The organism is Pseudoalteromonas sp. J010, assembly GCF_003934235.1.
GTDB classification, from domain to species: Bacteria; Pseudomonadota; Gammaproteobacteria; order Enterobacterales; family Alteromonadaceae; genus Pseudoalteromonas; species Pseudoalteromonas peptidolytica.
The window spans coordinates 1-23,565 of the sequence record NZ_RDBW01000031.1 but is presented as its reverse complement, the minus strand read 5'-3'; the positions used below and the strand labels follow the sequence as shown (position 1 = coordinate 23,565).

17 protein-coding genes and 1 pseudogene are annotated in these 23,565 nt (G+C 40.7%); 10 read left to right on the top strand and 8 right to left on the bottom strand.

Features of this window, described 5'->3' with window-relative positions:
• Window positions 1–127 precede the first annotated feature (127 nt).
• Window positions 128–370, top strand: a complete 243-nt coding sequence (locus EAG18_RS16290; RefSeq protein WP_000557294.1) for a type II toxin-antitoxin system Phd/YefM family antitoxin — start codon at window positions 128–130, stop codon at window positions 368–370.
• A 6-nt stretch (window positions 371–376) separates the two neighbouring features.
• A complete protein-coding gene (locus tag EAG18_RS16285) occupies window positions 377–673 on the top strand; it encodes a type II toxin-antitoxin system RelE/ParE family toxin (protein WP_125253427.1) in 297 nt (98 codons plus the stop codon).
• Between the two features lie 116 nt (window positions 674–789).
• Here EAG18_RS16285 and EAG18_RS16280 read toward each other — a convergent pair whose 3' ends face one another.
• From EAG18_RS16280 to EAG18_RS16270, 3 genes and pseudogenes are all read right to left on the bottom strand, one after another.
• Window positions 790–3,540, bottom strand: coding sequence for a restriction endonuclease (locus tag EAG18_RS16280; RefSeq protein WP_125253426.1), 2,751 nt, complete (start codon window positions 3,538–3,540; stop codon window positions 790–792).
• A 571-nt stretch (window positions 3,541–4,111) separates the two neighbouring features.
• Window positions 4,112–4,207, bottom strand: a pseudogene (locus EAG18_RS22430) (transposase); the annotation flags it as partial.
• A 302-nt stretch (window positions 4,208–4,509) separates the two neighbouring features.
• Window positions 4,510–5,181: a hypothetical protein gene (locus EAG18_RS16270; RefSeq protein ID WP_275557322.1), complete on the bottom strand. Its 672-nt coding sequence runs from the start codon at window positions 5,179–5,181 to the stop codon at window positions 4,510–4,512.
• Between the two features lie 303 nt (window positions 5,182–5,484).
• Here EAG18_RS16270 and EAG18_RS16265 point away from each other — a divergent pair, with 303 nt between their 5' ends.
• Complete coding sequence (locus tag EAG18_RS16265; RefSeq protein WP_125253425.1) at window positions 5,485–6,102, top strand: hypothetical protein; 618 nt, start codon at window positions 5,485–5,487, stop codon at window positions 6,100–6,102.
• A gap of 48 nt (window positions 6,103–6,150) precedes the next feature.
• Here EAG18_RS16265 and EAG18_RS16260 read toward each other — a convergent pair whose 3' ends face one another.
• Window positions 6,151–6,972: an aminotransferase class IV gene (locus tag EAG18_RS16260; RefSeq protein WP_125253424.1), complete on the bottom strand. Its 822-nt coding sequence runs from the start codon at window positions 6,970–6,972 to the stop codon at window positions 6,151–6,153.
• Window positions 6,973–7,079: 107 nt separating this feature from the next.
• On the opposite strand from EAG18_RS16260, the gene EAG18_RS16255 reads away from it, so the two are divergent.
• Window positions 7,080–8,006: a LysR substrate-binding domain-containing protein gene (locus EAG18_RS16255; RefSeq protein ID WP_125253423.1), complete on the top strand. Its 927-nt coding sequence runs from the start codon at window positions 7,080–7,082 to the stop codon at window positions 8,004–8,006.
• Here EAG18_RS16255 and EAG18_RS16250 read toward each other — a convergent pair.
• The 4 genes from EAG18_RS16250 to EAG18_RS16235 all read right to left on the bottom strand — a co-directional run bounded on the left by EAG18_RS16250 (window position 7,968) and on the right by EAG18_RS16235 (window position 10,981).
• Window positions 7,968–8,588, bottom strand: a complete 621-nt coding sequence (locus EAG18_RS16250) for a LysE family translocator (protein ID WP_125253422.1) — start codon at window positions 8,586–8,588, stop codon at window positions 7,968–7,970. The two genes, EAG18_RS16255 and EAG18_RS16250, sit on opposite strands and share 39 nt — an antisense overlap.
• A 103-nt stretch (window positions 8,589–8,691) precedes the next feature.
• A complete protein-coding gene (locus EAG18_RS16245) occupies window positions 8,692–10,305 on the bottom strand; it encodes a PepSY-associated TM helix domain-containing protein (RefSeq protein WP_125253421.1) in 1,614 nt (537 codons plus the stop codon).
• Complete coding sequence (locus EAG18_RS16240) at window positions 10,302–10,622, bottom strand: hypothetical protein (RefSeq protein ID WP_125253420.1); 321 nt, start codon at window positions 10,620–10,622, stop codon at window positions 10,302–10,304. Before EAG18_RS16240 ends, EAG18_RS16245 begins: the two co-directional genes overlap by 4 nt.
• The gene (locus EAG18_RS16235) at window positions 10,622–10,981 is read right to left on the bottom strand and encodes a hypothetical protein (RefSeq protein ID WP_275557321.1); all 360 of its coding nucleotides are present in this window, start codon (window positions 10,979–10,981) and stop codon (window positions 10,622–10,624) included. Before EAG18_RS16235 ends, EAG18_RS16240 begins: the two co-directional genes overlap by 1 nt.
• A 138-nt stretch (window positions 10,982–11,119) precedes the next feature.
• Here EAG18_RS16235 and EAG18_RS16230 point away from each other — a divergent pair, with 138 nt between their 5' ends.
• The 6 genes from EAG18_RS16230 (at window position 11,120) to rdrB (ending at window position 23,372) form a co-directional block, all read left to right on the top strand.
• The gene (locus tag EAG18_RS16230) at window positions 11,120–13,168 is read left to right on the top strand and encodes a TonB-dependent receptor (RefSeq protein ID WP_125253419.1); all 2,049 of its coding nucleotides are present in this window, start codon (window positions 11,120–11,122) and stop codon (window positions 13,166–13,168) included.
• Window positions 13,169–13,316: 148 nt separating this feature from the next.
• Complete coding sequence (locus EAG18_RS16225; protein ID WP_275557320.1) at window positions 13,317–14,018, top strand: transporter substrate-binding domain-containing protein; 702 nt, start codon at window positions 13,317–13,319, stop codon at window positions 14,016–14,018.
• Window positions 14,019–14,595: 577 nt separating this feature from the next.
• Window positions 14,596–16,746 (top strand): DUF6351 family protein, encoded by a 2,151-nt coding sequence (locus EAG18_RS16220; RefSeq protein ID WP_125253417.1) that lies wholly within the window; start codon window positions 14,596–14,598, stop codon window positions 16,744–16,746.
• Between the two features lie 474 nt (window positions 16,747–17,220).
• Window positions 17,221–17,964, top strand: a complete 744-nt coding sequence (locus EAG18_RS16215) for a hypothetical protein (protein WP_125253416.1) — start codon at window positions 17,221–17,223, stop codon at window positions 17,962–17,964.
• Between the two features lie 3 nt (window positions 17,965–17,967).
• Window positions 17,968–20,865 (top strand): antiviral RADAR system adenosine triphosphatase RdrA, encoded by a 2,898-nt coding sequence (gene rdrA, locus EAG18_RS16210; RefSeq protein ID WP_125253415.1) that lies wholly within the window; start codon window positions 17,968–17,970, stop codon window positions 20,863–20,865.
• On the top strand, window positions 20,862–23,372 hold the full coding sequence (gene rdrB, locus EAG18_RS16205; RefSeq protein ID WP_125253414.1) for an antiviral RADAR system adenosine deaminase RdrB: 2,511 nt from the start codon (window positions 20,862–20,864) through the stop codon (window positions 23,370–23,372). The genes rdrA and rdrB overlap by 4 nt, the downstream gene beginning before the upstream one ends.
• Window positions 23,373–23,565: the final 193 nt, after the last annotated feature.

The window sequence follows — 23,565 nt, the reverse complement described above, 5'->3', positions numbered from 1 at the left end:
AGCGTTGTGAATCCCTCTTAAATTGCTTGTTAGTTTAACTTTTACACAAATCGCACGATTTAATTAGGTTGACCACTTCATGCGATCCACTATAATCTTACTGTAATTCCAGATTTGGAGATTGATCATGCATACATTAACAGCAAATGATGCCAAACGTAATTTTGGTGAGCTACTCCTAAGCGCCCAACGTGAGCCTGTGAAGATTAGCAAGAACAGTAAAGATGCCGTAGTTGTAATGTCTATCAAGGACTATGAAGAACTAGAAGCAATGAAAGCCGATTACCTTAGACATTGCTTCGAGTCCGCAAAACAAGACTTAGCACAAGGTGATGTGGTTGATGGTGAAGACTTTTTAAATGCCTTATAACCCGATATGCAAAAGAGAAAATACAAACTGAGTAAATTAGCTCAGGCTCATTTACGGAAAATTAAAAGCTACACAGTGAACAATTTCTCCGAGATGCAGTGGCGAAGCTATAAAGATACGTTACTAACTGGTTTTCAAATGCTTGCTGATAATCCAGCTATTGGTCGCAGTTGCGATGAAATATACCCAAGCGGATTCTATTTCCCTGTAGGCAAGCATACCGCTTACTTTACAAAAGAAGATGGTTTCATATTAGTTGTAGCTATACTCAGTCAATCACAGCTTCCTCAGAACCATTTATAATCAAGGTTTCACCCTAGATTTGAATTTAGGGTGATGATCTTGATTGGTAAACTAACGCCTCATTCAGCGGCAAATAATTGTTGGCTAAAATAGCGACGCAGGAGCAAAGCCAACTTTTATATGCCCTGCTGTAATGACTTGTTAGGGCGCCCTGGTGGAGTAGGTACAATAGTTAACTCGATTCCCTCTTTAACCCAAGAAGACCATTGTTTTAGTATCCCGCCATTTCTCACTTTGGAGCCTTTTGACCAATTAAGCTCAAATTCATCTGAAATTTTCTCTGCAATTTCTCTAGTGTCTAAATCAGGGGATTCTGTCATTAGATCGATACAACTTAAAAATGAACTTTCATTCTTAGCTGCAGCCCATATAGCTTCTTTGTTACCACCCGATTTTTCTATTGAATCCATATTTAAAGTTACTAACCCTTGATTGACCGTGACAAGCTCAAACCTTTTCAAAACCGAGAGTGCATTTCTTTGTACGTCTTCAATTTTAGCCCCTGAACTCGAAATATTTTCCATTTCCATAAGAACGGAGAATGGTGATACCGATATAGAAAATACCTTCCCCCTTTGTTTGCCTCTTCTTGCAAGCCCCTCACGGTCTAATATTACAGTTCCTGTATCTTGAACAACGATATTTCTTCCTGCTTGCAATAGGAAGCCTGTGTAAATCAAGTAGTTCGTAAGTCTGTTACAGTATGTATTCCATGTTTTATCTCCAAACTTAGCTCTTGGGGTGCATTGTTTAAGATTTTCTAGGATAGTATCGTGGTTAATAGTTTTTCCTGCATGATTCTTAAACAGCAGTATTTTTAATGCATGCTTACTCATTATATTACGAAGTGATTTCAGTATTGTCTCTTCATCATTGTTGCTAAGCTTGCTACTTACCTTGAAAGATGTTCCATCTCTTTCTGCTAAGCCTAACATCACGAGATCTGCACCAATATTCCAAATGGTCTTTTCATTAAGAGCTGTTTTTTGCCCAATTTCACCTGAAGTTACATACTTATCAATAAGTAATTTTGTACAAATATTTAGAAGAGACGATACGTCAGATGATGGAATATAATTGTAAGGGACAACAGGAACATTGCCGGATAATAAATAATCTTTAAAAATATCCCAATACACATTGAGGCGATCACCACTTTTAATGACTAGACGCTTATGTACCAAACTATTAAGAACTGTCGTTCCAGAAGTTTCAATGATTTCACTCCAATCGGCAGGTGCTTTTTGAGCAATAAGTCTCAAGCAAACTAATTCTTGTTGTGTTAGTACATCTAAATCTGCTTCAAATAAACGCTTAATATCAAGATCTACAAATAATGAGTCAGTATTCTCTCCCTTTACTATACCTTCATAGAGGTTAATACATAACTTTTTCAACAACCATGGAAAGCCCTGACTAACTTGAGAGATCTGGTGTCTAATCTCTGCAGATATTTTTTGATCTATTTCCTTTTCAAATTTAGTTAAGGAATTAGATATTTCTCCACTTTCAAAAACCCCCAACCGAAACTCTTTTCGGTGATCAGATAGTTCGTGCCACAAATGATATGCGGGGTGATCTTGTTGAGTCGTACTATCTGTCTTCCAAGCGAAGCCAAGAACAATATTACTTTTACTGCTTGCTATATCGAGCATTAGGTCTTTTGCAGCTTTAAAAATACCAAATAATTCAGGTTTAGAGTAGAGCTCTTCAAACTGGTCAAATATCAAACAAACAACTTGTTCTTTTTCTCTTAAAGAGTCCAGATATGCGCTAATACTCTCAGAGTTTAAAGGCGAGCTAGGATCAGTAAGTGATAAGTCGCTTGTATTACCAAAACCATTTTTTTGCGCTTCTCTCAAAGCTTCAATTAAAGATGCTGGAATATATGAAGGCTCTCGGGCACCACGAATATCTACAGCGTAAACAAAATACTTTTTTCGGTAGTGCTTATTTCTTGCTCTATCTCTAAGTTTCGCTATTAAAGAGCTTTTCCCTAATCCAGAGTTGCCTGTTATAGCAAAAATTCTTGTACCTGAGTTAGTTTTCGCTGAACTTAGAAAATTTAATATATCTTTTTGAGTTACATCTCTACCTACGAAATCTTTAGGCCTTGCTGGACGATAATCATCCCATGACTCTCCTATTTGCACCTCGACAACTGGTGGTAATTTTTTAGATAAGTTTGTGGAAATTGATTGCTCAGACTTAATGCCTACCTCAAGATCATAATCAGCTAACGTACTATCCAATAAAGACAAATTATTAATCGTTTCTTTGTCTTTTATATGTTCGCCTGTCGAGGCACTATAAACTAGAACGCCAAAAGGTGCTCCACCTTTTAGTGTATAGACACACCAATAAACACCGAACTCTGATAGTAGTAATGTCCAATCACCTAATGCGTCAGATGAGCCAACAAACTTGTTCGCTGAATCGGTTGGAGGGGTGCGAATAATTGACGCACTTTTTAGTGAGTCAATTATTAATTCTGGAGTATAAAAACTTAAACGAGATGATTTCTCTTTCGGTTTCGTTTTCCAGCTTTCTACAAAGCCTTTTGCGTCTTTGGTTAGCTCTGATGTCGTTATAAGCCAACCTTCAGAATAATCTTCAAAATCTACAGTCCCCCATAATTGCCTTAATACGGGTGCAGAAACAGGATCTTTTTGAGCCTTACACTCTACATATATTTCTTTACCATTGACCTTATGCTTACAAAGTAAATCCAGTTCAGCACCAACTGTACGAATTTCTTCAATTACATCATAGTTTTGCGCCAATAATAGCTTTTTAGCTAACCCTTCAAGAAGATCTCCTTTTGCTTTTTTACTACTGCCATTTTTACAGGAAACTTCTATTTTCATGTGTAATCCTTTCTTTAGTGCTGAACTCTGTAGGTGGCTTACGCCCTAACACTTTAGTATTTATGCGACACGCAGTTTGTGTTGCATAATCGCTTGTTGGACTGAGCTGCTACCCGCTCGATGTCTCAGAGTTGGTGTTATTTATGCTAAGGGAATTTGCTTTTTGGAGGCTCTCACTTTCCTAGCTAGTGTATTCAGTTTAGCTAGTGTTATGTAAGCTTTCCCTGCATTGCTCAGCGCTCATTATGTATTCATTACACCTAAATTTACCTTAATAAGCAATTATATTTTTTTAGCGTACAGAGGCCGCTAGCCTGAGCAATTAAGCAGGTTAACTAATTGATTTTGAGCAGCTATCAAGCTGCTAACTCGTTCGGTCTACTTTGGCCGGTGTTGCATCTAACTTGAATACGCCAATTAGCCGCAAGATACCTACCTTACAATGCTGACAAGCCCAATTCGGTATCAATGTCACGTTTTCTCCTGTCTTTGGCCTCTTTACTCTGCATGTGCATGACGCCTGCGACCTTATCAGCGCTAACTTTCGCTTGCGACATGCATTAGCTAAAAAACCGTAATGCCGAATACGCATAAATCCTTTCGGTAGTACATGCTGCAAATAACGCCGTAAGAATTCGTCATTACTCAGTGTCATCACTTTATCACGATTATCATCCGCGTAATCTCGGTATTTGAAGCTCACCGACTGTGCATTCGCAGCAAGGCGCTAACGGTGTTGTTAGCCCTTTAAGCAAAATTTTCTAGCTTGTTTTGGGGCATAAATAAGTTAGTGGAACGTGCGCTTTGTGGAACAAAAGTAACGTTGACGAGCGTCTTTTATTCGCTCAAAACGCCTGTCAAGTATAGTCTAACCCCGTTCTTTTTAAACGGTGAGATTCGGGCATGGGCTACTACTTTTTATACCTGGTAAAAAGTGCAAATCCTGCTAAACAATCATGGTCACAGCAATCAAGTCGCGCCGGTTACTGGCATATCCGAATCAAAGCCAACACTGGTAAACAGGCTATCTAGTTCAAGCTCAAAATCTTTGCGATTCAAATCCAAAGATTTTAGTGTTGTCCCACCAAGCACGGTTTCTTGGCCTCTTTCTAATCGAGCATGTAAACTTGCTATTACCGTACGGATGCGATCTCTATCTTGCTGTGCTAGCGCTTTTTGACTTTCGGTTTCATGGTCGAGCTTTGCTAACATTTCCAGCCGTTCCGAGAGTTCTTTATATGCCAAGAAGTCCAGCTCTAAATTGTTAAACAGTAGTAACTGAGATTGATCTTTACTGCCGATCGTGACCTTTATCGGGTTGACCATAATGTCCGCTAGCAGTCGTTTAAGCTCCTCAAAGGCAGCTTCATCTTGTTGTGCGAGACTTGCAAGATCAAACAAAACCTCATGCTCTGCAAACTGGAATTTCAGTGGCTCTTGCTCATTTTTATAGTTTTCTATCTCAACAGCAGGCTTAGCTTGTACCGCCTCTATCAAATTTTGTTCAAACGCTCCTGTCCGTTGTATTTTTGTATTTGTGTTAAATTGGTAGTCTTCCCTGTTTAGAGCAATCTCAGACGTAGCGCTAATTGTAGCCTCGCTAAGCCCTGAGGCTTGTGATCCTATAAAAAATATCTGCATGAAATAATCAAAGTTTAGTTAACTAGATAACTAGTCTTAGCAAACACCATTCCACCTCAATACCAACTAAAAACAGGTCAAAAAGAAAGCAATAGGTAGTTCCACGCTTGATATTTCAGATAAAAACCTAGCTTCACAGGCAATTCATTGCCACTTTGGTACGTTTTTTTGCCTCAAGAGTAATGGTTGATCAAGTGACTGCTTAATCTAGCCATGCTTTGCTTCATGCTAAGCCGCGACGGCTAGTAATTTGGTACAAACCTTGCTGGATAAATATCAACCACCCAATGGATGTGTTAAGCCATGAAACTAACAAAGGAAGAGTTATTGTTTATTAATCGAACGTTGACTAGTCATCTCACTGAGCAACAACGGCCATCAGACAATATTCCAAAGCAGGCGCAGCAAACTTATGCGGAAATTAAAAAGTTACTGGCAAGTATTTCGAGTCATTCACAGTTTTGTATCGTGGCTAAAAACGACAATGAGCACGTTGAGTTTCCACTTACCAATCTATCGAGCCTGATTGATTTACTCGAGCATAATGTCGAGGCTCCGAGTATTCTCGAAGCCACACAAGCAGGCTCAGCGCGCAGTTGGCGAACTTGCCCTTCGACCCCTGTTAGATTGAGAGTCTCCTCTCAATACATGCCCTTTAATATTGTTTCTATTTCACAATCTGGTGGGCTGCTGAATACTTTTCCCTTCAAAGCAAGCGCGATCCAAGCCAATTTAGCCCGTCGGATCGCAAAACTATACCTCGGTGATCCTATTCCATTACTTGCAAAGATAAACTCCATAAAAGTGATCACTCCACTGGAGCTTGCCATCTCTTTTACAATGGATAAAGTAGACAATAGCAGGCTCAAAGCATTTATCCTACATAACTATATACAGCGAAAAGGTTTTGATAAGACGTGAGTTAACCTCATCCAAATCGATTCCCGCGTACTGTCGGACGGATACTAACTATCTAAAGTTCAGATCAGTTAACCGAGTCACGACAGCATTATCATATAACGTTCGTAGTAATGTATAAAAATCATGGTTTAATTTAAGTTTTATCCCATCAAGCTCCGCGATGGGAACACAGGGCGTCCAAGAGTTTAGTAGTGCAAGCCCATCTAGCTGCTCTATTTCACTTAACGAAATATCAACACAGCTTTGCTTTATTCCAGCTTGTTGCGCCATTGCTTCTATGATTTGCATCATGGTGCCGTGTAACTTAGGCCCTTTCGGCCAGACTAACCCTTCCCCATCCCACCCCACAAGATTCCAAATGCTGCCTTCCAATACTCGATTATTGTGGACAAAGATGGCATCATCAAAACCAGCGTTATGTGCTTCACGCATAAAGTAAGTCTTTGCGATTTCACCCACATGTTTAGTGTCGGCTAGTGGGCGCTGATATTCAAAAGATTTCAAACGCATAGGCCCCGTTGGACCATTATGTGCTGCGCTTGTTTTAATCATAATATTGAGTTCTGCATCTTTAGATTTTTGCGTAAATTCACCGTCCGAACTAAATACTGTGATTAAGATTGAGCTGTCCTTTGGGGCCTCTCTTATAGCGGCTTGTAACTGCTCTATCACATCACCCTCTTTTAATTCCATTGAAAATAATTTTTGTGAAGCTTGCAGTAATCTTGTTATATGGAACTCGAATCCTTTCACTGCATAATCTCGCATCTGCATCGCAGTAAAATGTGCATGACCTGCAAATGCCAACTGCTCTAATACGTCTTCTTTGGCAACATTACCATTAATAAAAGTAGTAAACTTATTTTTCATTTCACTAGTCCAAATACCTCTGTGTGGTATTATTCTCGCCAAAGTAGAAGGCTTTGAAAAACGAATAGTTTTTTCAGCGTTACAAATTAAATTTGCAGAGATATTAGATGAAGTACTTAAGTGGCTCTCTCTTTCAAATCTTGGACGCGAGTTTGCGGCTCAAAAACTTTTCAAAAGTAGCTAACGAACTTGGACTCACACCTGCAGCCGTGAGCTACCAGATCAGACAATTTGAAAGTCGACTTGGTTTTTTATTATTTACGCGACACCCTGGTGGTCTCGAAGTGACCAAAGAGGGTCAGATCATTTGTCAACAAGCTTGCGAGTCGCTTTCACAAATGCGTTCGGTAATAGAGCAAGCAAAACGGCTCAACCAAGATGCTAAAACATTACGCATTACAGCAAGTACACGCTTTGCTACTCAGCTGCTTTTACCTAATTTAGCTCGCTTGAAATCAATAACCCCTGATACAGACATTGAGATTGATATTTCAGATAAAATACGACCACTGGTACAGAGCGATTTTGATATTGCAATACGCTTTTGTGATGGTAAGCCGCAAGGCGCGGTTCGAGTAAAGAAAGTAATGAATACCAGTCTAATCGCTGTTTGTAGCAAGGCTTTATGGCAACAACATCAAGCCTTATTGGCAAGTCCTAAAGCATTTCCACAATTTTTATTATGCTCAGTTAAGTGTCGCGTCGGTACGTTAGAATGGCCAAGTTGGTCAAGTTGGTTCGAAAGCTTGGCAAGCGTCGATTGGCACAATGCTGAGCATCTTACATTTGACGAAATGACCCAAGTGATTCAATTTATACAAGACGAAAACGCGATTGGCCTAGTCGAGCCCAAACTGGCAGAGAAAGAAATTTCCAACGGTCGATTGGTTCAGCTGAGCAAACACGAGCTCACTATCCCTGCACCTTACGCATATTATGCTGTAATTCCCGATAGGCGCGAAAATAGCGCGCCTGTCCAAAAATGTGTTCAGTGGCTACAGGGATTGGTAAATAACTCGTATCGCGAGCAGTAAAAAGGCACAGCCGAGTATTTTATCAATCACCGCACGCTTTGCTGTTAAATCAAATTTATCCCTTGCTGAGGCACTGGCCACCGAGACAAAAAAATACCATAAGGCGTCTATCGTAAGCACTGTGATACACATGACAAATCCGACGAATAGTGTCATTTTTTCGGGGTCTATAAACTGTGAGAAAAGTGCTACAAAGAAAATGGCAAGCTTTGGATTCAAAAAGGCAATTGCGAACCCGTCTTGAGCTGCTTTTCGGTATGAGCTAGCTCCATCAGCATTTGACACGCTGAGACCCTCACTTTTACTTGTTAGGATTTTAATCCCCATCCACGCGAGGTATGCGGCCCCACCATAAACCAAAAACTGATATATAATTGGAAATTGGTGGATCAACCCAGACAAGCCTAAAATGGCTAAACTTGCATAAATTCCCACACCAACACCATGTGAAAGGCTCGCCACAATGCCGTGTTTAGCACTATGAAATAAGCTGTAGCGCAATACAACAGCCAAGCTAGGACCCGGTGACATAGCACCGAAAGCACAAATAGCGGCCAAACTTAGCCAAGCAGTAAGTTCCATAATATTTCCGTAGAGAATTTCAAAGCGCGTAGAATAACAGAATTAAGAAAATAGATGATAGTTTACAAGTAAAAAGGAGCAGATTGCTCCTTTTTTATGTTGATTATGCAGATTGAGATTGTAGCGTTTGCTCAGCCTGCGACTGACCAATAAACCAGATGCTATTAGGCTCACCATAAAGTGCTCGAAGCCTTGTTTTATCAGCCATTTTCCAGAAAATGACACCAAGGATCGCAGCACTTAGCTCCAGAACCACTGATGACCAACCAGATGCTGGCCAAATACCTAGGCTTGGCAACATCATCGCAATAATTGAAGATAGCGGCAGTGAAAAGCATAAAATCGCGATACTTCTTTGTGACCAAATTGCGGTTTTACTTATGCCAAAAATAAATGCAGACATTAGCGTAATAAAGAAGCAGAGATAGTAAGCCCACATATAGACTACATTTATATTTAACGCTGTCAGCGCCACCCATTTAGTCACAGCAAAAGCCGCAGCGACCCCAAGCATCGCGCCCATTGCGACGCCAATAGTGAGTTTACCCATAATCTGAGTAGATTTAGATTGCTCAGCCTGCTTTTGTTTACGCCGCTTTTCGAGCCAGAGTAAGTTACCAGTGTAAAATAATACGGCTCCCAGCACGCCTAGGAAAAAATACACCCACCGTCCTATCTCGCCACCATAGCTTCCAAAATGAAGACCAAATAGTGTGGTAACTACTGCTCCCCAAATACCTTGATCGCCATTAATTACACTGCTCGTTGAGATTTCAAACGTATATGGATTCATAAACAAGAAGTCTGTTTTTGGTCCACGCATCAGATACTCATCACTTACCAGTTGCACCGAAGCTGATGGGCTTTTACTGTTTAGGCGGCTAAGTGTGATCTCTTTGATAGCGTGTTCTGGTGCATAAACTTTCGCTCTTGCCACTATTTCTTCAATGCTAGGCAAATGCGCTACGTTAAATTCAACCTTGGAGGGGGCGTCACGCGCGAAAAGCGGTTTATCGCCATATAGCTTACTTAAGCCACCATAAAGAATGTCGTGAAATGCAAATACAATGACGGTGAGCGCTATAATAATATGAAATGGTAAGCTGGTGATCCCAATTAAGTTATGAGTATCCAACCAAAAACGACTTGCCCCTTTATTATCCCTAAGTGCAAAGAAGCTTTTGACCAATGTAGGTAATAAAAATATCACCCCAGAGATCAACGCGATGAAGTACAAAATAGCAGCAATACCGAGCACATACACACCCGCTTGATCATGGCCAATTTCCCCTGCAATGCCCGCGCTTCGATGTAAATAATCAACCAAAGCAGAGAGCTCGTTGATGTAGCTCGTATGCGCCTGCAACTCTCCAGATTCATCCAATGTGCCATGCCATAGCTGTTTATCTAAGCTTAGTCCTCTTGCACTCCCTTGCTGATACCAAGTAATAGGAGATTGCCCCTCCTCAAAACTTACTTTTAGTCCATTTTGAGACTCGGGATATTGTGCTAACACACTGTGAATTAATGTATCATATTGAGTCGACTCGACTTGTGGTAATTGATGAGAGGGTGGCGTCGCCCATTTATCTATGGAGCTTGCAAACATCGTAATGGCACCAGCAAAAAAACCTATAAACAACAAAAGTCCTGTCGTGATCCCGGTCCACGTATGAACAGCTTGATAAATTCTTAGAATGTCTGCTCTTACCTTCATGCTATCCCTCTCACGAAATACAATATTACATATACCAGTATGTTTGCTCCACCTAACCAAATTAGTGCTTGCTTTGCGCTTCGAAACATAAATACAAAGCTCAGAATTAACAGCCAAATAGGCGGTATGATCCACATATTAAACTGAGTACGCCAACTATGTTTTTCTACACTAATGGTTTGGGTAAGGCCATCACTACCAAGCCATGCAAATAACCCTACCATTCCAAAACTCAACGCAAGTCCAAATACAGCACCAGCGAATATTTTCCCCCACCAATCAGGTTGGACTTTTTCTGTTGTGACTAACCTACTCATTATGATTTCCTGAAAAGCATCAAAATAGTCAGTGGGATAAGTGCAGTCAGCGCCATTACAGCAACTAGCCAGCTAAATAAAACAGCAGCACCAACAAATAACTGAAATGCACAAGTAAAAGAGACAATCATCAAAACATAGCCTACGACCCTAGCTTTTTTGGGTAGACGTTGACTCAACAAGCGTTGGTGTTTGCTGGTGCAATAAATCAGCGTAATGGCAACAATCAAGAGAAGGGCAAAAAACAAAATTACCAAAGTAAAACTCCGTTTCACATCAAAAAAGGATGAATAAGGCATGAGAATTATAGCGTATGTTTTTATTTCAGCAACACAAAATGCAATTGATATGATAATCATTTTTGTTTAGAATATTACCGAAAATGACAACAATCTGTGTCTCTAGCCTATTCGTAGCCTAGCGTGTAGATGTGTATATCTTGATTGCTCAGGCAATTATCTTAAGAAAACTACTATCAGGTAAGAAGGATCACCTCGGTGAATAAATACTCTCCAAATAAGTCTCTTATAGCGCTTTGTGTCTCAACCGCACTACTCTCTCCTCTTAGTTATGCCGATGATGATAAAGAAATCGAATCTATTGAAAAAATCATCGTATTAGGCGAAAAAACAGCACGTAGTCTAAAAGATACCGCTTCTTCCGTATCTGTAATTGATGAATCTCAACTCAAAGATCTAACGCACTTAAGCTTAAGTAGTGCAGTTTCTGAAATCGCCAATGTAGTTGTACTTTCAGGTGCAAAGCCAGATATTCGCGGTGTATCAGGCAATGGTTCGGCAACCGGGTTCAATGGTGTTTCTGGTGGTGCTAAAGCAAGAGTTTCAACCATTACCGACGGTGTGGCTGAGCCATTTATGGCTGATTTAACCGGTGATACGGGAATGTGGGATGTAGAACAAATCGAGGTATTTAGAGGACCACAATCTACTAGCCATGGCCGAAACAGTATCGGCGGCGCAATGTTTATAAAGACCAAAGATCCCTCTTTTGATTGGGAAGGTGCAGGTAGAGTTGCATATAGAAATAAAGATAGTTATATAGATAAGTCGATTATGCTATCTGGGCCGCTTATTGATAATGAGCTGGCATTTCGTATTACCGGTCAGCGTGTTGACGGTGAAGACTACGACAACAGCATTGAGTACAAAGATAACCCACCTAAATTTGACCTAAACGAACTCAATACAGAAAAAGCCAGATTTAAATTATTGTGGCAACCTAGTCAATTTGAGGGAGTAACGGCACTGCTTAGCCATTCAATTGCTTTTGAAAAAGGTAACACAGGCCGTACAAACTATATTGCAAAAGATCCTCGCGCTTTCATTCCAGCTTGGGAGCGTTATATGGATACCAATTCAAAAACAACTAGTTTAAAAATCAACCACAAGCTAAATCAAAACCTTGATTACGAAATTTTGATGGCAGCGATGGATTACAATTTCGGCTTTGATTCTTATGAAGCTAATCCGAATTTTGAACAAATCATGAGAATGAATGAGGACAATGTAAACGTCGAATTCAAACTCAATTACAACGCAGACCTTTTATCAGGCTTCATTGGTTTAGCATATTATGATAGAGAACAAAGTTATCATAGTGACGGCTTCGCTAACTATTTTGGCAGTGATGACAGCAAATCAAAAGCCATATATGGGGAACTAAGCTATAAACTAAACCCTGATTTTACGATCATCACTGGGGCACGTATTGAACAAGAATCACAGTGGCGTGATATTCACTTTACTACTGCTCAGGGGGTACTAAACTCCCTACTCGATCAAGACAAAACAATTCGCTTACCTAAACTGGTTTTACAATACAATGTAAATGATAAAACCACAGCATCTTTTAGTGCTAGACGAGGGTACAATGGTGCAGGTGGCGCGTTACAATGGGAAACTGGAGAGTATTATTATTACGACTCAGAAACCGTTAACACGTATGAACTGGGTCTAAGATCGGCATTAAGTAATGATGTGAATATCAGCGCTAATTTGTTTTATAACAATTACGATGGTTACCAAGCAAATGATCCTCAATATCGTATCTCCAATATGGATACTGTGATCACCTACGGTGCTGAATTCGAATTTTCCGCGATGTTAACACCTGATCTTCAGGTTCGAGGCGGCGCGGGGGTATTAAGAACCGAAATACAAGATACCAGCGTAAAATTCTCCGCATTTGATGGTAACGAGTTAAGCTCAGCGCCAGGCTTCACAGCCAATTTAGCAATTAAGTATTGGCTCACTGATGAGCTGCATGTTGGCCTTAGCACCGTTAAAGTAGATGAGTACTACGGTGAAATCGGCAATACTCAAGAGCGGATCGCAGGCGATTACACCCTGTCTCGCTTTAATATCGATTATGAAATTGACAATTGGTTGATTGCTGCCTTCGTAAATAATGTTTTTGACAAAGAAGCATACACTCTGGTTTCACCGAGCAGTCGCCGCTACGAATACGGTTATGTTGGTATTGTAGACCCTCGCAACATGGGTATTTCAGCTACTTATCGCTTTTAACTGTAAATCGACTAAATCTCAATGATATAAAGCGCAACATCATCATGTTGCGCTTTTTCTTATCTCAAATTAACCTTAGAGGAGGATAGTTAAGATAGTTTATTAAATGCGGGTCTTCTTCTTTTTGTTCGCTGTGTTTGTGTGTACAGTGTCCCAAGCAAAAACAAATGAACACATAATCAATATATGCTTTGAGCGTTGGTGGCCTTATAGTTTTTTTGACCAACACAAACAGGCGCAAGGTATTGAGGTTGAAATCATAAAAGCAGCGCTAATCGATAGCGACTACAAATTGGTTTTTCACGAACTTCCTTATCGCCGTTGCTTGGCTGGTGTCGCCAATAACACGTTCGATTTTACGCTACATGTTGATAAAGCTGATGGCTTTGCTACTTTGAATATGTCTTTCACTACATGGCAGCTTTCTCTTGCAGTCACCCGTGGCCGCTTTGCATCGCCAGATGATTTTTATCAGCTCGCGGCACCACGAGTGATGATTTCAGAAGACTATAATTATCCCGAGCAGGTCATTAACAGTCTCAAAGCTATCAATGCAGCCATTGTTGAACGCTCATTTTACGAACAAACCCATGAAGACGGCAAAATATTTTTCTCCGTACTAAATAACAATAGAGTTGATGCCGTGTTAGTTGACAAAGTGTGGGCGTTGGAGGTGATCAAACACCATCAACTCGCAGTCACATTTTTACCCAGTCCATTTCACGCTGAGCCCCAGTTTATGGGCTACAAAAGCAGCAATCAGACGCTAGCAGATTACGTAGGAGCAAAGCTTCATAGGGTAACACCTGAGCAGATCCAAACCATAAAAACACAGTATTTAGGAAACTAGACGTGGAATCCTGTGACAAGCTTAGGCATTTTAGCTATCAACTTTTAGCTTAGTTACACGTATTCCAATTTAATGAGTCAACATCATATATATGCACCAACATTCTGCTTTATATAACCTTTTTATTGCTGTGCATTTTATTTATGTTCAAATAACAAACAAATAACCACACTTCATTTGAGCCGTTCTACACTTAAGATATACGTCTTATAAGCGTTTGCTCATTGAATATGGTGCCTACTTAGAAATACAGAAACCGTACCGATAATGAGATGAAGATTATCCCAAGTGGTCGTGAGTACGTAAGAAGTATTAGTGCCAAAGCAATAGTGTTGATACCCATTTTTTCGATCTATGCGGCTTCAAGATACCCATATTTATATGGTAAATACCACTGATGTTATCGCGTACTTCAAAAAAGAAGTCTGGACAAAAGGTAAGTGTCTTAATTTCAAGGAATGAGCTACGTCAATAACTTGAAATCAAGAGGAGCGAATAACGCGCTTCGTAGTGCGATCTGCATTTCTTTAAACGACGCTAAAAGTAGTTTGTTTATCCAAAACATGAGGAGCGACTTATGAAATCACCAAAATTATGGCTCTTTATCGCACTTCTGATTGTGCTTATTACAGGCTCAGGATACTGGTATTGGCTGGAGAGTGAGCGTCAGCAAATCTTAGGCGTTAAGGGGATTGCCAGTAGTGAAAATACAGCAATTCTTGACTTTTATCCTCATATTTCCAAAGCAGAAAGACCCAAAGATCCCTTTGAATTCCCTATTTCTGTCGGTAAAACCGGCCCAACAACCAGTTTATATTCTGGCCCTAATCAGTATCCTTTTTACTGCATGACGGTGGATTCTGGCCTCGGCCAACCAGACGTTGATAACCATGATGGTGTTGGTGTTCCAGTGCTTAGCGAGCAATCTGGTAAAATAATGGGTTACAGCAAAGACTGTACAGTTAAAACGCGACTACAATATTTTCAAATAACTGAAGATGAGCGTATTACCCCCGTAGACGCCACAGCAGATCTATCACAATCTGGGCTACTGCTGCGGGTAGAGCAAGGTACAATTAACCGCTTTATCTACACCATAGTGATGCCAATAAACGCAGAAGAAATTGGCAGCCAGCATGGTAAAGCAAAATGGAACCAACGGCTAATTTACCAATTTAATGGTGGCTCAGGTATTGGCTATCGCCAAGGAAGACAAAAAGCAACTCGGGTAATTGACAGGCAACTAGAGCAGCTAAAGTTGGGTTATGCCGTGATAAGCTCAAGTGGTAACAAAACCAGTTATACCTATAACATGTTATTAGCTGAAGATACTGCTAGGCGGGTCAAAAAACAGTTCACGAGTTTATATGGCGAACCACTTTATACCGTTGGTATTGGTGGTTCTGGTGGTGGATTAGCTCAATACCTCATTGCCCAAAATAGCGATGGGATCTTAGATGGTCTAATTCCGCTGTATAGTTACCCAGATATGATCACACAAACCACCTATGCCCTTGATTGTGATCTGCTAAATAACTACTTCACCTTTCGTGCTAATGACCGTAACGCATGGCGCGATTGGACCCGGCGTCGTCATATAGAAGGAATGAATGCCATTAACGACTTTCCCCAACGAGCTGGCTTTTTACAACCACTAAACCAGTTGATGTCGGGGTTCGTTCCCTCATTTCCTGATGGCAACAGTGAGTGCATTAATGGATATTTTGGCTTATCTGCTTTTATTAATAACCCAAGGCAAGGATTTTTGAGGCCTTTTTTCGCAGACTCGGTTGTAGAAAATACAAATTGGAGTTACTGGCAAGACATGGCTAACCTATTTGGTACCGACGACTCTGGAATGGGGCTGAGTACGTGGGATAATCAAGGTGTCCAGTATGGTCTGGAAGCGTTAAAAGCGCAGCAGATCACCCTAGCGGAATTTATTGATATCAATAAAAACATCGGCGCGTGGAAGCCACAAGCGCAAATGCAGCAAGAAAAGATAGCCCTGCCCTTTGGTCATAACCTACCAATTTGGTTAACACTTTGGGGCAATCACAATATCACAACACCGGATGACACCGGTGTAGCACCTCGGCACCAAGGCAGTCTGCAAGCAATGGAAAAAGCTTATCGCTCTGGCCAAGTATTTATCGGTAAAGTCAATTTACCCATTATTGACGCTCGGCATTATCTAGAAAATGAGTTAGATATGCACCATATGTCAGCTTCATTCTACACTCGTTTACGAATGGAAGCAGCAAACTCAACCCCTAGCAATCAAGTGATTTGGGTTGCCCACCAATCATTTAACCCAACAAAATTGGCATTTGAGAAAATGGACGAATGGCTGCTTAACCTAAAAGAAAACCCGAGTTTATCAGTGGCAGACGCTAAACCTGCAACCCTTTTTGACACTTGCTATGACGAACACGGCAATGTTATTGCTAGCGGTGACGCTGTCTTTAATGGGATCTGGAATAATCAGCCTCAAGGCACCTGCACAGCTAAATACCCGATGTTTTCTACCAGTCGAATTCAAGCTGGTGCAAGCTGGGCTGGAGATATATTTAAATGTCACCGCATTTCGATTGACCAAGCTATCGCCAAAGGGCTGTACACAGGTATCGATATCGCACCAGCGGTTCCCGAATTAAAACAGATTTACCCAGATGGTGTGTGCGATTACAGTCAACCTGACATGGGAAGACCGCAAGATCTGCATTGATGGCACGTAGGAGGTATTACATAGCCTGATACCTCCTTTGCTAGTTGGTGTTGTGATGCTGCTATTATTCTCATTCTTCACGTTTTGCGATAAGTATACTTAAAGTAAAAAGATACTTATATTTTTCTGTCAATTTGTAACCTTGAGGATAAAGTAGCAGGAATTTGTCGTGTTAAATAACCTGAAGTTTGGATAATGGCAGAAGCGAATGAGGTCAAGCCGCAAGGCATGTAGCCAACAAGCGAGTCTCAACTTGCTGAGTTGCCACTTAGAAAAACTCTACTGAATTTACACCGCATCAGCACATGCAAAGACCGCTATAACTTACTAATTCTCCATATATCTCAGATATATAGTATTGCTTTTAATTACTCTCCACCATAATATGTTACTACATTGTTGCGATTCATTACTCTCACATTTCGCACCATACTGTTGATTAAGCGCACGCGCTACCAAAACTAGAAGAAAAAAATGTCTGCTAAATACCAACCTTTGCCCACTGACTTTGACGCACTAGCCAAAGCAGCTTTCACAACATTCAGCAAACGCATAGCTATATATCACCAATTACACAAGTTAACTCGTCGGCTTGCTGTCACTTCCACCATATTCATTATCCCAAGTTTTATTTACTTTTTATCTTCACTTGACGTATTTTCTGGTACATCTTTTGAGAACATCAGCGATATAGGCGAGACCGCTATTATCAGCTTAGCTGCAGATAGTTGCTTAAGCTTGTGGCAAGCTATTTTAATCTGTGCGTTTTCACTTTTCTTCATACTTATTTTATTCAAAGCGCTAGTAACGGATAAAAATACAGAAAAAGATACATCATTAATAAGAATTATATTAAAAGATTTCTATCGTATTTATTATCTAATTACCACTCTCGCACTCACCACCCTGATATTTATCGATTTTAAAACATTGGCTCCCTACTACTTTATTTTAGGTTCCACCATTTTCATTGTGAGTTATTCTGTAAATCGCAAACTTGGCTATACCCGTGCTTGGTCGAGAAAAAGACTTTATATCGAGCGATTGCATGTGATTGTCGCTCGCCATAAGTCAGGAGTGATCTTTAGAGATAAGGCAATGGAAGAGCTACTTAAACTAATAGAGCAATACGAAATACAAACGCATCAAGATATTTTTAACGACTATATCCGTTATGGTGACTCTGCATTAAGTTCATTGAAAGGGTTAAGGAAGTAAACCATGAGCAGAAAATATAAATTAAATTTAGATAAAAATGAGTTCAGAGATGACTATATTGCTGGCAATAATCTAGATGAGTTTTGGCAAGACGATGCAAAAAATGCGCTGCTAAGTCGGTTAACAAATTGCTTGGGCGAAGCAAAAGAGTATCACTCATTTAGGCAAGGGAGCAGTAAAACATGGTTATCTCACAATGCGATTTTGGTCTCGGGACAGCGCGGAACAGGCAAAACGGTATTTTTAAGAAACAGTAAAGCAATGTGGGAAAGCGCTCATTCAACTGGCGAAGATGAAAAGTCACTGTATTTTCTTGATGTCATTGACCCCACCATGCTGATTAATGAAGACACCTTCGCCAATGTTATCGTGGCGCAGATATACAGCGAAGTAGAGAAACAGCTCCTTAAACACACAGAGTTTGCATGCTCAAGTGCAAAGCAAAACGACAAAAATAAGTTTACTTATGCGTTAAAAAAACTTGCAGATTCACTAGGAAAGTCTAGCGAATTTAACGGCTATACCGGTATTGATAAAATCCAACAATATAAATCCGGTATACATATCGAGTCTTTTTTTCATCAATTTGTTGAAATAGCGATCAACATACTTGGTTGTAAAGCCTTAGTGCTACCCATCGATGATGTTGATATGGCATTGGATCGCGCGTTTGAAGTTGTCGATGACGTCCGCAGGTTGTTAGGTTGTCCTTATATTATCCCTATTGTCAGTGGCGATATGCGTTTATATGAACATATGACTCACGTACATTTTGATGATAAAGCGTATAAAAAACACGTACACAACGAGGAGCTAACAGAGGAAGGGTTAGCGGTCGCAAAAGAACTCACCACAGCATACCTAACCAAAGTCTTTCCCAATCAAATGCGTATTTCACTGCAGCCTATTAGCCGCTTAATACCTAACTTAACGATTGCCGAGCGCTCAAGTAAAGAGGATTTCCAAGAAACAACCGTTGGTGACTACGAACAATTGCTGTTTCAGGCCTTTTACCCCTTATGTCATAATGACGAAGCTCTGCATCATTGGCCAAAGCCTGAATCTTCACGGGAGCTGGTGCAACTTATACGCTCAATTCCTCCTAGGTATATTAATAATACGCAAACATTCAGCCAATCAATAAAACCTGATCTTCATACACTTTGGAATAACTTTATTATTTGGGCTGAGCAGAAGAAGAATGGTGTTGCCTTTACAAATGCCGACTCCTATCTAACACTGCTCAACCAAAATAATAGTAAAGAGTTTAATATTCAGACATTATTGGCTTTTAACCCTAGGCAACAAATTAATAAAGAGTTGTACCCATGGGCAAAGAAAAACTTTTATCAAAACCAATYAACGGTTCTTGAGTCACTGGCACAACAAGCTCGCGCTTATAGTGGTAACAAATCCATTTTAGACTCAGTCTTCAAAGCTAACTCGCATACGCTAAGAAGTATGCCACCGCTGGAGTTTTACGACGAAAGAATATTTATTTCGCAAAAAGCCATAGATAACGCGAAAGACAATCCAGAACTCAGATTAATTGAAACAGAAGACCGTGGGGTTCTCGAAATACCTCTATATCAATTATTGTTAGATATATATACCCACGGTGAAGTCTATTCTACCTTAAGGAATACCTATCAATTTATCTTTTTTAGCCGAGCCTTTGAGCTAATTGCTTACTCTTGTTTAAAGCCCACAGCAGAGTTATCCCTACTTGAGCGCAATATAGCGGCCATACTCAACCGCGTACCGTTTTATTCAATCTTTAGTATCAATCAGACCAAGCCTGTATTTGGTTCAACCGATCAAGAATCAACGGAAGAAGAGCAGGCACAGTTGGATGAAGACCCTGATAAAACGCGCAGTGCAAAAATACTGGCGATACAAATTTCTAACTGGCAAAAGGCACACGAAAATACGTTTAATGCACTAGACAGTAAAGCACTGGTGGCGCTGCTCTCGTATATGTTTAACAAAACCTTCACTGCTTTTGCGGTATTTAAGTACCAAAACTTACTCAAATCAGACCGCTATGACGACGAGCATTTATCCGACTTGGTTAATCGCTTTAGTTATATGTTAGTGAATTCAGCTTACACCGCTGGCATCCAGGGGGAGTCAATACCTGCAAACGTCGCAATCTCCGATAACCATGCAACCATCAGAGATCAGATAAAATTTGAAAAGGTAGACAATACATTAAGACGTAATAAATCGTTTTTAGAAAAGGAGGCTGAGGAGAGTGAGTATTCCGTACTTGCACTTAACTTCTGCCGTGCCTTAGAGCAACATCCCGTTTTATTTGCATTTACCGCTACACCGCAACTGAAATTAGGTAAAACACAAAGTAATAATGCTAATACCAAAACTGCCAAAACGGCTTGGAATATAGATCCAGAGAATAACGCCGGTTCATGGAAACCCAGTAAAGGTGCAGAAAAAAGCTCGTTTTCGCCGGTGAGAAGTAGTAAAGCGACAAGGACTGATAATAAGTCAGCTGAGCCTATATACTCTAAGATCACTAGACATAATCCAGAAATAGAAGCACCTACAGAGCCCAACTCTACCCACAATGATCAAGATAAAACTAAGCCTGTAGATCCTAAAGTTATTAAAAATAACCAAAAAATAGACAAAGCTATAAACGCGATTTTAAAAGGGTATCAGGCGGAAACGGGGGCAAAGCCCAATGTTAAAAGTCTGCAACTGTATATGCTTGAAAATGAGCCATTTGTTCTAACACACATCATCAATCCAGACTTTTCACTTGAAGCAGTACGTGAGTACGCTACAGCTAACGATTTATACACTAAAAAAGGCGAAATATCTGGCAGAAGCTCTGAAGGGAAAGTCATTCTAGCCCTAAGAAACGCCGGAGCAATTGAATGATCTGTGCATCAGATAAGTCTATTGTCGCCGCAGCTGCGTTAACATCTGATCGGTTGCTCGCTTCTCCTTCTGAACATGGCTCATTGCTATCGAGCACCTCGACAAAGCCCATCACAGAAGCGCTCACTGCTGCGGTATCAGACTACCAAGCCTATACCCGCCATACACTTCGAAGTGATGACATTTATCATATGCTAAAGCTTAACTTTGTTACTTTTGACAACGAAGACTATGAGCAAGTATTAAGTCACCTCAGTGACTATTATTTACRGTGGCAAGGAAATAGATTTGAAGTTAAGCCCAAAAAGCTGGATCAATGGCTTGAATTATTAACGCTGCTTGACCCAAGCTGGGTAATTGTACAGGCTTATAAAGATTTATCCTCACGCCATGGCGTGAGCAAACATGATGTCATCAGCGCCATTACTCACACTCAATGTCCTTTCGCATTATCTAATGATAGATATGACAAAGCATATGCTGACAACCATGTACATTTGGGAGGTCATGGCTATATCGGTCCTTCCCTATTGGGGTTTGCACTTTATGGCCAACGCCTAGATGACAAAATTGTGTGGCCGAGGCGAGCAGAATACACCTTGTTTGAGAGCGGCGCATATAAAAAGCAACACCTACCAGCGTGGTGTCACCAATTAGGTACCACCTTGATTGAACACACTTTTAACTATCAGGCTTCCACTTTGCGTGAGTTTGACCCAAGCGAGGATATCGCCAAAATACACAACGTATTACCATATTTACACCAAGATAAAGCCGATCTGGTTACACAGCACTACTTTGTTGCCGCACACAATCGTTTTGCTCCATCGTCAAAACGCTGGCTACTCTTCTGTCTTGGGGTATTACACTGTGATAAAGCACTTAGTCACCACATCAATGCTTTTATTCGTGTTAGTGCTATCTTTCGAAACTATATGGTGGTGTCGGGCGTCAGTTTAAGTCAATTCGTTAGTCACTCTCGCTTTCAGGCTCGCAGTAAACGAGCGCTTGCGTACCAAAGTCACAGTGGGATAGATGCACTCAGTGCAGATATGCAAAACACTTATCGTGAATTTAGGACTACACCGCAAGTACTACTAGGCACTGAGCAATTCCCAGCCGATCCAGAGTCCTTAACCCAAGCACTGCGGGTACTGTACGAGTCTTCCTTAGCTGAACAGGTGCATTTTGTGTTGCACTTTACGCGCTCAGGTAATAGAGCAGATAAATACCAAGAACAAATTAGAAAGGCATTGAAAGCGCAAGTAAACATGCTGCAAGCGTTTGCATGCTCAACGACCTTTTCAAGTTACGAGATAAAAAAGTTTGGTATTGCTGACAATACTTGCCCGCTTACTTTTGACTTGCGCAAGGCCATTCGCGGCTTTGACGTAGCAGGCAATGAAAATGAGCTACCGATAGAAGTATTTGCCCCCGCACTTCGAATACTCCGTCAGGCCAAATATAGTGCCTCTGGGATATTTTCAAACCGGATGCAGAGACCTTTTTTAACCGTCCATGCTGGTGAAGACTTTAGCCACCTCCTGAGTGGACTGCGTGCAATTGATGAAGCGGTGTACTTTTGTGATTATCAAGCTGGGGATAGATTGGGACATGCGCTGGCGCTAGGTGTGCTACCTCGTAAATGGGCAAAGCGACAACGAGTTGCCTACCTCTGTATCGACGAGCATCTAGATAATCTCGTGTGGTGTTATCAAAAAGCCCTAGAAGTTGTTCAGCAAGTTCCTCAATTTACAGGTGTGCTGCAACTACTTAATGAAAAGATCCAATACTGGTCAGGGTTACTTTATGATGACGAATATAGTTGTAGAGCGTTATATGAAGCGTGGAAACTACGCAGAAATTGCCCGTACGCTGTGCGCGAAACCAACTTGATGGAGCCTGGCTGGGCAGTTGACTTTGAGCAAGGTGAAGCAGTTAACAGTTCAAAAAAAGCGCTAGCACTTTGGCAAAGCTACGTAGATAGGGACGTGCTTGCACCACATCAGCAAAAATCAGTAATGGTACATTGCATTCCTAAACCTGCGGAAGAGCCATTTGGCGTGGAACAAGGAGTATATTTTGATTCTATTTCTGCAGCAGAACTGGAGTTATATGAGGCTATCCAAGATTTGCAAATGGAAAAGTATGCCGCTGATGAAATCATGATTGAGGCATGTCCAACTTCAAATATTTATATTGGCCGATTCCATCATCATCATGAGCATCCCATTTTTCGCTGGGATCCACCTGAACAAGAGTGGATCAAGGCCGGTGAAAAGTATAACCGTTTTGGCCTCAGAAAGGGTTCCGTTGCGGTATGTGTGAACACAGATGACTCAGCATTAATGCCTACTACCATTCAAAATGAACACAGGATATTGCAACAAGTTGCAATTGAGCATTATCAAATAGGTGTTAATCAAACCGAAGTTTGGATTGAAAGGATCCGACAAAAAGGTATCGAGATTTTCCAAAGCAACCACTTATCCTGGTTAAAACCCTGAGCTGCCTTGGTGGAATATCAAATTCGTCTTAATACTTGGCTAATTTGACTTAATACTTGCTCAATTTGAAGGAGTAAATCTGACGCTAACAGTGTTAAAAATTTCTCATTTAGAACAACTAAATAGCAAAATTTTTGCCTTGCCTACACGGATGTAGGTACCTTGGCGATAGCAGGACGCGGTAGCGGAGTTA